Raw genomic sequence first — 13,118 nt, 5'->3', positions numbered from 1 at the left:
TACCTCTTACGGCAAATCAACAAAATGGAACTTCTTTCTTCCCTGTGCATAATCATCGACGATATGTCCATCGCCAAACAGCTTATATTTGTAACTGAGCAATCCCTCTAACCCGACTGGACCTCTCGCATGTAATTTACTTGTACTGATGCCGACCTCTGCGCCAAATCCATAGCGGTAGCCGTCGGCAAACCGTGTGGAACAGTTCTGATATACGCCTGCTGAATCAACCATTCGCATGAAATGAAGTGCCGTCTCCTTGTTCTCAGTCACGATGCTGTCCGTGTGATGGGAACCATGCCGGTTGATATGGTCGATTGCCTCATCCACCGATTCCACAATCTTCGCCGACAAAATATAATCAAGATACTCGGTATCATCGTCCTTCTCCGTCGCAGGTACACAATCTACCAGCGCCTGAATCTCCTTCGTTCCACGAAGCTCGACGTGCTTTTCTTTAAGTGCCTGTGCCAGCTTCGGAACCAGCTCCTTCGCAATATCCTTGTGTACGAGCAATGTCTCTACGGTATTGCAGGCACTAACATACTGTGTCTTCGCATCTAAGATAATTGGAATCGCCTTCCCGATATCCGCATCCTTATCTACATAGATATGACAGATGCCATCCGCATGCCCCATAACCGGGATATTCGTATGACTCATAATATACTGCACAAATGCATTGGACCCACGTGGGATCAGCAGATCCACAGAACTCTGACAGGTAAGCAGCTCATTGATCTCACTTCTTGCCTCGAGCTGCAGCATACAGTTTTCCGGAAGTCCTGCTTCCCGTACCGCCGCATAGATCGTATCAAATAAGATCTTATTGCTCTTTGTCGCCTCACTGCCACCCTTTAAGATCACACAGTTTCCACTCTTGATACAGAGTGCGGATATCTGCACAAGTGCGTCCGGTCTTGCCTCGAAGATCACACCGATCACACCGATCGGACATGTCTCACGGTACAAGGTAAGTCCCTCATCGAGTTCTCTGGCAAGCTTCGTCTGGAACAGTGGATCCGGCATCTGCACCAGATCATGAATACCATTTATGACATCGCGCAGCTTTCCTTCATCGAATTTGAGACGCTTTAAGACAGGCGCTGCAATCCCATCTTTTTCTGCCTGTTCCATATCCTGTCTGTTTGCGTCAAAGATCGCATCCTTGTTGTCCATCAATGCTTTCGCAACTGCCAAAAGCGCCTGGTCACGAAGCTCACCGGTTGTTCCTGCCAGCTTCGGGCTTGCCAGCTTCACAAGTCCTGCCTGTTCTTCTATCGTCATATGCTCCTCCTTGCTGTGTGTTCCACAAAAATCACAGAACTCACACATTGTATTTTCTTATTACTATCGTATAAAATTCGTCTGGTTCGAGCGGTCTGCCGTCGGCGGTACAAGCCCCTTCTCCTTACCAGCTTCTAAGCATTTCAACACCCACGCCATATTGTGTCCGAGGTTCCGCATCGTCTGCATACCCTCGAGATCCTTCGCCGCATCCTCTGCATTTCTTCCATGCACCTGATTCCAGTAGGTCGAACCGACGGTAATCATCTGCGTGATACCGAAATATTTGTTCAGCACATCAAAGGTCGTCGCGGTGCCGCCACGTCTGGCTACTGCCACCGAAGCGCCCGGCTTATGTGCAAAATGCTTACCGCTGCTGTAAAATACCCGGTCTAAGAACGACTGGATCCGTCCACTTGGATGCGCATAGTAAACCGGCGTACCGAATATGTATCCATCCGCGGCTTTTGCCTTCTCCACAAAGGCATTTACCGCATCATCGGAGAAGATACATCCGCTCTCTGTGCACTGTCCACAGCCAAGGCAGTCTGCGACCGGACCACCGCCGATCTGGAAAATCTCATACTCGATGCCATCTTCCTCGAGTGCCTTTCCGACCTCGGTCAAGGCTGCCATCGTCGTTCCGTTGATATGGGAGCTTCCGTTTAACATCAATACTTTCATTTTATTTCACTCCTTATTCTAACTAATTCTATATTAACATTTATCCAAGTGCTACATCGAGCACCATCATCAACGCAAAGCCAATCGCTGTCCCGATTGTTCCGATATTCGTATGCTCACCTGCCTGTGCTTCCGGAATCAGTTCCTCCACAACAACATAGATCATCGCACCGGCCGCAAAAGACAGAAAATACGGAAGGATCCGCGTCATCTGTGCTGCAAGCAGGATCGTCAGAAATCCGAACACCGGCTCCACTGCACCGGATGCCATGCCACATAAGAATGCTTTCGGCTTTCCCATTCCCTCGCCCTTTAAAGGCATAGAGACAATCGCGCCCTCCGGGAAATTCTGAATCGCAATACCAAGTGACAGAGCAAATGCACCCGTAATCGTAATTCCGGCATTGCCTGCAAGCGCACCGGCAATCGTGACACCGACCGCCATGCCTTCCGGTATATTGTGCAGCGTGATTGCAAACAGCATCATCAGTGTCTTGCTGATCTTCGCATGCACGCCCTCCGGCTTATCGCTGTTTAAGTGCAGATGCGGGATCAAAGTATCGAGCAACAACAAAAATGCAACACCAAACAAAAATCCGATGGTCGCCGGTACCCATGCGATTCCGCCCTGTGCCTCTGTCATATCGATCGAAGGAATCAGAAGCGACCAGACCGATGCAGCAATCATCACGCCGGACGCAAAGCCGAGCAACGCTTTCTCAAGCTTCGGAGCGATTTTTTCTTTCATAAAAAATACCATTGCCGCGCCAAGAGTTGTTCCTATAAAAGGTATGCCAAGGGCAATCAATATATTCATATATGCCTCCTTATTTCGTAGATATCCATATTATATACAAAATACCCGGAATCGGCAACAAAGAATAAAGGATTGCACGGCCAAAACCAATGCAATCCTTCCTTGGGGATTCAGATATAAGTAATACGCATTTATTTGTTCAATTCCGTCACAAGCATCGGCAATGCACGCTCAAAGCATACGCCATACCAGTGTCCGTCGTCTGTTTTCTTAATACTGTCCACAACGAAATCAGCAGCCATCTTTGCAGCTTCGGAAATCGTCTTTCCCTGCATCATCGCACCTGTAAAAGCTGCCGCATAACAATCGCCGGTTCCATGTGAGCTCTTTGGCACCTTCTCTGTGAAATAATATTCTGCTTTTTTCTCTGCGCAGTCATATACGACAACTCCGATCTTATCATCTTCAAAGCTGATGCCTTTTAAAACAATCTTCTTGCAGCCAAGCTTCGCAAGAGCCTCTAAAATCATCTGTACATACGCTTCATCCTGTCCTTCTAACCGCAGTTCACAGCCAGTCATAAATGCCGCCTCTGTAATATTCGGAAGGATAATATCCGCACTGCCGCAGAGCTTTGCCATCTGTGCAACAAACGCATCATCAAATCCATAGTACAGGCTTCCGTTATCCGCCATCGCCGGATCCACGATCAGAAGTCCGTCTTCCTTCACAACACGTTTTTTCAGATCATACACATATTCAATCTGTGTGATACTGCCAAGGTATCCGGTGTACAGGCAGTCAAACCTGATGCTTTCTTTCTCCCAGTGATTCATAATACCCGGGATATCCTCTGTCAGATCACGGAATGTATACCCGGTAAATCCGCCCGTATGTGTGGATAGCACAGCGGAAGGCAGTATGATAGTCTCTACGCCACATGCCGAAATGATTGGAAGTGCAACTGTAAGGGAACACTGTCCCATACATGAAATATCCTGAATAGTCAAAACTTTTTTATCTGTCATATTAAACACCTCTTTTTTATTTTCTCTAACTATATAGTCATTTTGACCTTGTGTAAATCTCCAATTGTAAAATATCTGAAAATGTCAGATTTACAAAAATATAAATATAGTTTATACTTTTTAAAAGAAAACATCCAATTCTATATAAAATAGCGGCATTTTCAACTTACAATGCCAGAATACAGAAAAAGGAGCTTATCATGTTAACCTACTCTTTCGATAAACGCGGCGGTCAAAGCCTGTATGAATACCTCTATAACTGCATGAAAACTGACATTATAAACGGTGTTTTATCCCCAAATGAAAAGCTGCCATCCAAACGTGCATTTGCAGGCAATCACGGCATCAGCATTGTCACGGTCGAAAACACGTATGGACAGCTGATGGCAGAAGGATACATCTATTCCAAACCCAAAAGCGGATTCTTCGTTTCCCCGATACAAAGTCAGATTACTTCCGTAAGTAACGAATCTGACCTTATTGAAGCAAAAAAAGCTTACATTCATGACAATTCCATCAATCTGATTTCCAATCATACAGCTCCGGAGAATTTTCCTTTTTCTATCTGGGCGAAGCTGACTCGTCAGATTTTAAGTGAGCAAAGTCCGGATCTGTTAGTGCCTCCACCTGCCGGCGGTGTACCGGAATTACGTACAGCCATTGCCAGACATCTGCACGAATTCCGCGGCATCAACGCATCCCCGGAACAGATCATGATCGGTGCCGGAACAGAATACCTGTATGGTCTGATCGTGCAGCTGCTTGGACGGGAGCTTGTCTACGGACTGGAAAATCCGAGTTCCAAGAAGATACGCAGCATCTATGAGGCTCTCGGTGTGAAGGTTGCACCGCTCGAGATGGACGAGGAGGGGATTCAATTAGATGCCCGGAATCTGACGATTCCCGACATCATCCAGATATCTCCATCCCACCATTTCCCAACCGGTATTGTAACTTCTGTGAGCCGGAGATACGGACTTTTGCAATGGGCAAACGAATCGAATTCCCGCTATATTATCGAAGATGATTTCGACAGTGAATTCCGTCTGCAGGGAAAGCCGATTCCATCCCTGTTCTCGATGGATACTACAGACAAGGTTATCTATTTTAACACCTTTACCAAAAGCCTTGCCTCCACGATTCGTATCAGCTATATGGTTCTTCCCAAGTCCCTGCTTCATCTGTATTACAACAAGCTTGGCTTTTATGCCTGTACGGTATCGAATTTCGAGCAGTATACACTTGCAGCCTTTATACGGGATCAATATTTTGAGAAACATATCAATCGTATGCGGAACCACTATCGCAGTCTGCGCGATGAGTTGATTGCAGGTTTTAAGCAAAGTCCGCTTGCTGATAGGATCACAATCAGCCAGGAAAATGCAGGACTGCATTTTCTGCTGCATATTGACAGCAAAAAAAACGATCAGGAATTACAGGCGATGGCTCAGGTCCACGATATCACACTCGCATTCGTCTCCGATTATTACAGCTTTGATTTCAAATCTGATATAAGCCGGTACGACCACACTGCGATCATCAATTATTCCGGACTTAACATGGACGATATCCCGGTCGTGATCAAACGGCTCAGCAGTGCCTGGAGCGATTCACTATGATGCCTGCCGCAGCATTTCAATTATTTGAATTGTTCCATATATATCTTTGAAAATGTATATTTTCTTCGCAAACAACAAATGTTATACTTATGTTATCTTTATACGCAAACACAAAGGAGGATATTATGTTCGCTTATAATCTCTGGCAATGGATTGCCTTTTTCATCATCTACTGCCTCATCGGCTGGATCGGTGAAAGCTTATATGTATCATGGGAACACAGGAAATGGGTCAATCGCGGATTCCTGCATGGTCCGTTTCTTCCGATTTACGGATTTGGTGCTGTGATCATTCTGATTTCCACCATTCCGGTCCGCAATAACTATTTTTTAATTTTCCTGTTTGGTATGCTTGGTGCCACCCTGCTTGAGTACTTTACCGGATGGGCGATGGAACAGATCTTCCACGTCAAATACTGGGATTACACCTACGACTTCTGTAACCTGCACGGTTATATCTGTCTTGGCTGTTCTCTCACATGGGGCGTCTGTGCACTGCTTCTGACCGGGCTTGTGCATACCCCGATTGAAAAACTTGTTTTATCCCTTCCTGCTGTACCTCTGATGGTCATCGATATCGTATTCGCGGTTTATTTTATCTGGGATATGATTACATCTGCACAGGAAGCATTTGATTTAAAGAAGATCATCCTTGAAAACGAGGAAGTCCAGCGTCTGCAGAAACGTCTTGATGTGATACATGCCTTTGCGGAGGACGACAAACAAAAATTTGAAGACCATCTGAAAGAAAAGAATATGCAGTACAATAAGAGCAAAGAAGAAATCACGAAAGAGTTTGAAGCAAAGCTGCAAGCTGCTAAAGATCGCGTAGCGAATCGTTCCGAAAAAGCAAAGACACACGCGACCCGCATCATCCGCAGAAATCCGGGTTCTATCTCTTATAAACACAAAGAAGAATTTGAAGCAATCCGGAAACGTATTGAAGAACGTATGCAAAGCAAACGCTAAATTACACATCCTTTTACAATAAAAATCCAGGCGTTCCTCTTATGAGGATGCCTGGATAAATTTTACGAATTCTTCCCGCGGAATCGGCTTTGAAAAATAATATCCCTGAATATATTCACATTCAAGCTCCGAGAAAAGCTTCAACATCTCTTCTGTCTCCACGCCTTCGACTACAATCTTCATCTTCATTGCCTTGATCATATTGATTGCATTCGTCAGCACAATCCCAAGCTTCGGATTATCGTATAACTCCGTAAATGTCCGGTCTAATTTAATAATATCGAATGGTAATTTTACGATACGCTGCATATTCGAATATCCGGTTCCGAAATCATCCAAAGAGAATTTCATCCCCATGTTGGTCAGATCTTTGATATTATCCTCAAGTGCCTGCTGCGAGATGGATGCAGCTGTCTCTGTAATCTCCAGATTCAGCTGTTCCGGCCGTACTCCATAGCGGGTTAAAATCTCCATAATGTGATTCGCAAGTTTCGGCTGCATGCACTGTACCACAGACAAATTCACTTCGATATAGGACATTCCAAGCTTCTTATATTCGTCGCTTGCAATAAATGCACACACCTGTTCAAGCACGAAATCACCAATTTTGTGGATTGCTCCACTCTTCTCCGCTACCGGTATAAATACCTCCGGCGAGATAAAACCATACTTTTCATCCTTTAGCCGGATCAAAGCTTCCGCAGAATGGAACTTTTTTTCCTTCACAGAATAAATTGGCTGATAGTATACCTCGAACCGTTTATTTGACAACGCAGATTCAATAATCGTATCCATATCGTGCATCATATCATAATGTAGCCGCTTCAACAGTTCTGAAGCAGTCATAATGTCACCAGTAAACGGAACTTCCTGTAAAGTATCTCCAAATGCCATCAAAGTATCCACATCGGAGATATCCTCCGGGCAATCCGCAATACAAATATTAGTAATAAAATTGACCGACATCTGATTGATCACAAAACAGGCTTTCAAAGAGCGATTTAGTTCCTCTGCTATATCCGGAGCATGGCCCGACAGCGTATCTTCCAATACATATCGGAATTTTCCTTGTCCCAGATAATACATCGCAGCCTTTAACTTCTTCTCTTTATCCAGACGCATCATATATTCCGAAATCCCCGCCATCACCTGCATGCATTTCCCATATCCAAGCAATTCACGCAAGGATGCATAGTTTGTAATGTTGACCATAATGATATGTATCGGCTTTCTCGTCCTGAATGCATGCCGCATATCATCCATATACGCCGTCATCTTATCCAATCCGGTTATCATATCCAATCGTTCCTCCGGGCGCTGCAGCATCAGAGAAATAAACATCAGACCGATTGCCATGCAAAGCATCTCTACCAATGACGTCGGATAAAAATACTGTATAGCGACACCGGCAATTTCCGCCACAAAGACAATCCCCAGAGAAACGAGATATCTTCGCCGGAACATCTTCCGATGTATTCCAAGATAAACCAATCCGTAAATCAAATAAATCACTGCACATACATATAACAGCGTAAAATATTTACCTCGCGTATATTCATACTGTGCGTTGATATAAAAAATCCATTTTGTTGCCGGACTCGTCAGAATCAGTCCGGTTATCACAAGCACCGGGAACGATGACAAAAAGGCAAGCAGCCGTTTCGCCTTGAACAAATGCCAGGTATCTGTCATTGCTACCAGATATGTAATATAAAATGGCATTTCTAAGCTATGCAGCACCAGGTATCCCATATGCGCCACATATTTTGTAAACACCTGCTGCACACCAAGATTATCCAGATGCACCGCCCAGATATCAAACAAAATTGTAAGCCATGCCACAACTAACACTTCCAAAAAGGAACGGTTCACTTTTCCCTTGATCATTCGTCTGAGAATCGTTGTTATAATCAATATGGATATAATCAACATGGCACAATAATCATAATTGACATTTTTGTAAATGACTCCCATAGTCCCTCTTCTTTCGCTTCCATATACTTCTTACATATCCGGATATAAGAAATGAACCACATCCTCTGCCTGCATCTCCTGCAGGTGGCATGGATCTGTCTCCTCGTCCGTATACCACCGCATACTGACAGAATCCTCCAGATAGAAATACCCGACTCCGCACTCCGGATGTCTCGCGTACCACGCCGGATACTGTTTCTGCATCACCTGTTCGGCAAGCTTCACCGCCTCGCTTTTTGCGCCATCATCAAGATATGTCCCACAGATACGCACACCTGGCGGACTTGCATGTACAAGCAGTACACTTCCATCCATACAGCGCCCCAGACTCATCCAGACATGCCCTTCCATACTGCATATATCGCCCGGTTTATAGTCTCCCTGCACCAGATACCCCCAACTGCGTGCCGCACAGGCACGTGCCATCTTCGACGCTCCGGTCACATATCCGGTCTCTCCGTTTCGGGTATGAAATACATTGTACAAAAGCCAGCCGATATAACCGGAGCAATCCAACCCATCGTGACTTTGATATCTGGTCTTGTCAAAATCATATGTTTCTGTCTGTCTTGCAGCATATTCCGCCCATCGCTTTGATACACCAAGTGTGACAGCCTCCCTGCCAGCCCCTGCATCCTCCTGATTCCAGCCGCCGCCCCAGATATACATCGTCTGTCCAACCGGAAGCAGCGATGTCCGAAGCAGCCGTTCCATCGAAAATTCCCGCAGATGCTCCGGTGCCGGTCTGTGTAACACAAGACTCATCAAAATCCCTATTACGAAAAGCAGGATGCCTGCTGCACCCTGCCTGATGCGCGTGGAACTGTTCATATGTCATCTTCTTTCATATCTATCATTCAAACATATGATGAAGTTCCTGCACAATATTACTTTCTTTTACTTACAAAGTTCTGCTACAACCGCATTGATCACCTTGCCGTCTGCCTTGCCCTTTAACTGTGGCATAACCGTCTTCATGATCATTCCCTTGTTCTTTGTAGCGATCACATCTGCACATTTCTCTGTCAGAAATGCCTTTACCTCATCCTCGCTCATCAGAGATGGCGCATACTCGTTAATGACATCGTAACGTGCCTGATACTCTGCAAGCAGGTCTGTACGCTCTGCCGGGCAGGTATCGATCTGCTCTTTGGCTGTCTTCAACTCCTTTAAGATTACGCGGTCTACCAGTTCTTCCTTGATATCATCGCGGCAACCCTCGTCGATAGCTACCTTCTTTACTGCGGAAATCAGAGAAGAAATGGAATCCTTTCTTGCCTTATCTCTTGCCTTCATAGCGGCGATCATGTCTTTCTGTAATGTTTCTAACTGCATAATTTTATTCCTCCATTCATATTTATACGGGTATGGACACGCCATCCTATTCTTCATTCATCTTAGCAAGCTTCGCAGCCTGATCCGCTGCGATACATGCATCGATAATCTCCTGAATGTCACCATTCATAATCTTGTCCAATTTGTATAATGTCAGTCCGATCCGGTGATCCGTCACACGTCCCTGTGGGAAGTTATACGTACGGATCTTCTCGGAACGGTCACCCGTACCAACCTGACTCTTACGAAGATCTGCTTCTGCGTCGTGACGCTTCTGCATCTCAATATCTAACAGTTTTGTACGAAGCAGGGCAAATGCCTTTGCCTTGTTCTGAAGCTGTGATTTCTCTGTCTGGCTGTAGATCACGATTCCGGTTGGAATATGCGTCAGACGTACCGCAGAATCCGTTGTATTGACACACTGTCCACCATTACCGGATGCACGCATGACATCGATACGGATATCCTTATCCGGGATATCTATCTCATCCACTTCCTCTGCCTCTGGAAGAACAGCAACACTGGCGGTACTTGTATGGATTCGTCCGCCACTCTCTGTCTCAGGCACACGCTGTACACGGTGTACACCACTCTCGTATTTCAATACGGAATACGCACCATTTCCGGTTACCATCGCTGTAACTGACTTCATACCTCCGATACCGATTTCTTCAGCTTCCATCAGTTCAACCTTCCAACGACGACTCTCCGCATAGTGCACATACATACGGTAAAGCTCTGCTGCAAAAAGTGCTGCCTCATCGCCACCGGCACCTGCACGGATCTCTAAGATGACATTACGCTCATCGTTCGGATCTTTCGGCAGAAGCAGGATTTTAAGTTCGTTCTCGCACTTTTCCACCTGCTGCTTCGCTGAAGAAAGCTCTTCCTTCAGCATCTCACGCATCTCCTCGTCGCTTTCGCCCTCCAGCATGGATAAGCTATCCTCGATCGTCTGCTTCGCTTCCTTATACTCCTGATATTTCTCTACGATTGGTGCTAAATTTGCCTGTTCCTTCATCAGATTCCGGAAACGTTCTGCATTGCTTGCCACATTCGGATCTGAAAGTTCATTTTGTAATTCGTCCAGACGGGCTACCAGATCCTCTAATTTATCAAACATATTTTTATCCTCCAACTATTTTTCTATCTCAATATACCCTTCCTATGTGCCAGACATCTATAACATCTCATTTATCCGATTATATACGCCACAAGGATTGTCTGGCTGTTTCAGCCAGATCAGGTATCTCATTATGTATTTTCTCTTATGCGAGCGCTGGATACCGCGCCATCACGATCCGGTCAAGTCCCGCATAATCTTTCATTTCCTCTACATCCACATATCCATTCTCTACAAGGAGTCCCCGAACAGCATCCAGCTGATCCTGTCCAATTTCAAACAGTATATATCCATCTTCATACAGATACTCCCTCGCTTCCCGAATAATCTTATCATAAAAATACAATCCATCCGCTTTTCCGTCAAGTGCCAGATGTGGTTCAAAATCACGCACCTCTGCCATGAGCTTTGGAATCTCATCCGTCCGGATATATGGCGGATTTGATATTATCATATCATATTTTTCTTCAATCTGCGCAAATAAATCGGTCTGTATTACCGTACAATCTGCCTGTAACCGCTCCCGGTTTTTCTTCGTAAGAGTGATTGCCGCATCCGAAATATCCGCAAGGTCAACCGATACAGCCGGAACAAGCTTTGCTACACTGATTCCGATACAGCCACTCCCACAACACATATCTAACACACGCAGCTTTCCGTCACCGGTTTGTTTCCGTTTTTTCTCTCTGAGTTTCTCCAGCTTTCCACATGCCTGTTCCACGAGAAGCTCCGTCTCCGGTCTTGGGATCAGCACTTCCGGTGCTGTTGCAAACTCCATCCCCATAAATTCCTGTGACCCAAGAATGTACTGGCATGGCTTATGCGTCATACGTTCCGTGACATAAGCACGAAGCTTCTGCGCCTGTTCCTCTGACGCTTCCTCTGCCATACGCAGAATCAGTGTCGAATATGTACAGCCTGCCACATCCATTGCAAAAAGCCGGATATCACTGTCCGCCTCCGGAATGTCTGCCTGTCTCAGACGCTCTAATTCTTCCTTCATCAATGCCTGCCACGTCATAGTTTTCCTCACTTCTCATTCTTTGCCTGTTCTGCCAGATATCCACGCCAGTCCAAAACTGCCTCCACCGAAGCAATCGCAACCTCGACCATATCCTCCGTCGGCTCCTTGGTCGTCAGTCTCTGGATCAGAAGTCCCGGCTTACTGAGCAGATTGGCGATCCACGACTCACTGTTTCCTGCAAACCGGATAAATTCATAAGAAATTCCTGCAATCACCGGAACAAGCAGGACACGCAACAATAACCGCAGCCACATGGCATCTACTGTAATACACATAAACACTAAAATACTAACAATCATAACGATGAACAGAAAACTCGTTCCACATCGTTTGTGATACCGGGATGCCTGCATGACATTCTCCACCGTCAGCTCATTTCCATGTTCCAGACAGTTGATCGTCTTGTGCTCTGCACCATGATACATATACGTTCGCTTAATATCTTCCATACGTGAAATCGCAATCACATACCCAAGAAAAATTGCCAGACGGATCACGCCTTCAATCAGTCCGATCAGCGCATGGCTTTTTATCACATCATCTAACAGCGATGCAATCCACGCCGGAAGCAACATAAAAAGTCCGACTGCCAGCACAATCGAAAATGTAACAGTCCCTGCCATCTCTGCTTTCTCCGCACGTGCTTCCTGTTCTTTCGTTTTTTCTTTCTTCTTTTTCTTTTCCTTCTTCGGCGCTTCCTCTTCCTCGTCCTCGAAGAACTGTGCCGAATACATCAGTGTTTTCACACCGATGGTGAGCGACTGTACAAAACTGAATACTCCTCGCACAATCGGCAGATTACAAACTGCCGGACGATCAGAGGTTCCTGTACACCGATTTGTCTTTACTTCTATTTGCTTATCTGGTTTCCGGACGGCGACAGCATATCGGTCATTGTTACGCATCATGACACCTTCCATAACTGCCTGTCCGCCGATATTTATTCTGCTCATACTCCACCTTTTTCATACATATGAAAATAGGCTTGCTACATTATTGTAACAAGCCTATTCCATGTCATTTCCGTATTATGCCTGAACACCGTACTTACGATTGAACTTATCGATTCTACCACGAGCCTGTGCAGCCTTCTGCTGACCTGTGTAGAATGAATGGCACTTTGAACAAATTTCAACATGGATATCTTCCTTTGTTGAACCTGTTACGAACTCGTTACCACAGTTGCAAACAACCTTTGCCTGATAGTACGCTGGATGGATTCCTTCTCTCATTTCTTTCACCTCTTAAATCATACTTGCTACCATGTGCTAGACATAGCAGACTGTTTATTACACAACATACGGATTTTATCATACCAT

Annotated in this window: 13 protein-coding genes; 2 read left to right on the top strand and 11 right to left on the bottom strand. The window is 45.4% G+C overall.

What is annotated here, in order from left to right; translation table 11 throughout:
- Positions 1-6: 6 nt before the first annotated feature.
- The 4 genes from H9Q76_RS05390 to H9Q76_RS05375 all read right to left on the bottom strand — a co-directional run bounded on the left by H9Q76_RS05390 (position 7) and on the right by H9Q76_RS05375 (position 3,756).
- Entirely contained in the window at positions 7-1,287 is a 1,281-nt protein-coding gene (locus tag H9Q76_RS05390) for a glutamate-5-semialdehyde dehydrogenase (protein WP_021984274.1), read from the bottom strand.
- A gap of 63 nt (positions 1,288-1,350) precedes the next feature.
- A complete protein-coding gene (locus H9Q76_RS05385; RefSeq protein WP_118373668.1) occupies positions 1,351-1,971 on the bottom strand; it encodes a flavodoxin family protein in 621 nt (206 codons plus the stop codon).
- Between the two features lie 40 nt (positions 1,972-2,011).
- Positions 2,012-2,788: a ZIP family metal transporter gene (locus H9Q76_RS05380; RefSeq protein WP_249321796.1), complete on the bottom strand. Its 777-nt coding sequence runs from the start codon at positions 2,786-2,788 to the stop codon at positions 2,012-2,014.
- Positions 2,789-2,919: 131 nt separating this feature from the next.
- The gene (locus tag H9Q76_RS05375; RefSeq protein ID WP_249321795.1) at positions 2,920-3,756 is read right to left on the bottom strand and encodes a pyridoxamine kinase; all 837 of its coding nucleotides are present in this window, start codon (positions 3,754-3,756) and stop codon (positions 2,920-2,922) included.
- Positions 3,757-3,956: 200 nt separating this feature from the next.
- On the opposite strand from H9Q76_RS05375, the gene pdxR reads away from it, so the two are divergent.
- Both pdxR and H9Q76_RS05365 read left to right on the top strand, forming a co-directional pair.
- A complete protein-coding gene (gene pdxR / locus H9Q76_RS05370) occupies positions 3,957-5,375 on the top strand; it encodes a MocR-like pyridoxine biosynthesis transcription factor PdxR (protein WP_249321794.1) in 1,419 nt (472 codons plus the stop codon).
- 125 nt (positions 5,376-5,500) lie between these two features.
- Positions 5,501-6,343, top strand: a complete 843-nt coding sequence (locus H9Q76_RS05365; RefSeq protein ID WP_249321793.1) for a putative ABC transporter permease — start codon at positions 5,501-5,503, stop codon at positions 6,341-6,343.
- A 39-nt stretch (positions 6,344-6,382) separates the two neighbouring features.
- On the opposite strand, the gene H9Q76_RS05360 is transcribed toward H9Q76_RS05365, so the two are convergent.
- The 7 genes from H9Q76_RS05360 to rpmE all read right to left on the bottom strand — a co-directional run bounded on the left by H9Q76_RS05360 (position 6,383) and on the right by rpmE (position 13,031).
- Positions 6,383-8,317: an EAL domain-containing protein gene (locus H9Q76_RS05360; protein ID WP_249321792.1), complete on the bottom strand. Its 1,935-nt coding sequence runs from the start codon at positions 8,315-8,317 to the stop codon at positions 6,383-6,385.
- A gap of 30 nt (positions 8,318-8,347) precedes the next feature.
- On the bottom strand, positions 8,348-9,148 hold the full coding sequence (locus H9Q76_RS05355; protein ID WP_249321791.1) for a hypothetical protein: 801 nt from the start codon (positions 9,146-9,148) through the stop codon (positions 8,348-8,350).
- Between the two features lie 66 nt (positions 9,149-9,214).
- Positions 9,215-9,652, bottom strand: a complete 438-nt coding sequence (locus tag H9Q76_RS05350; RefSeq protein WP_021984266.1) for a GatB/YqeY domain-containing protein — start codon at positions 9,650-9,652, stop codon at positions 9,215-9,217.
- Positions 9,653-9,698: 46 nt separating this feature from the next.
- Positions 9,699-10,775 (bottom strand): peptide chain release factor 1, encoded by a 1,077-nt coding sequence (prfA, locus tag H9Q76_RS05345; RefSeq protein WP_021984265.1) that lies wholly within the window; start codon positions 10,773-10,775, stop codon positions 9,699-9,701.
- A 145-nt stretch (positions 10,776-10,920) separates the two neighbouring features.
- The gene (gene prmC / locus H9Q76_RS05340; protein WP_249321790.1) at positions 10,921-11,796 is read right to left on the bottom strand and encodes a peptide chain release factor N(5)-glutamine methyltransferase; all 876 of its coding nucleotides are present in this window, start codon (positions 11,794-11,796) and stop codon (positions 10,921-10,923) included.
- An 8-nt stretch (positions 11,797-11,804) separates the two neighbouring features.
- A complete protein-coding gene (locus tag H9Q76_RS05335) occupies positions 11,805-12,752 on the bottom strand; it encodes a DUF1385 domain-containing protein (RefSeq protein WP_249321789.1) in 948 nt (315 codons plus the stop codon).
- Between the two features lie 75 nt (positions 12,753-12,827).
- On the bottom strand, positions 12,828-13,031 hold the full coding sequence (rpmE, locus tag H9Q76_RS05330) for a 50S ribosomal protein L31 (RefSeq protein WP_021984262.1): 204 nt from the start codon (positions 13,029-13,031) through the stop codon (positions 12,828-12,830).
- Positions 13,032-13,118 lie beyond the last annotated feature (87 nt).

The organism is Wujia chipingensis (genome assembly GCF_014337155.1).
GTDB classification, from domain to species: Bacteria; Bacillota; Clostridia; order Lachnospirales; family Lachnospiraceae; genus Coprococcus_C; species Coprococcus_C hominis.
The sequence above is the reverse complement of the archived record's forward strand: the minus strand, read 5'-3'. Positions and strand labels throughout refer to the sequence as shown.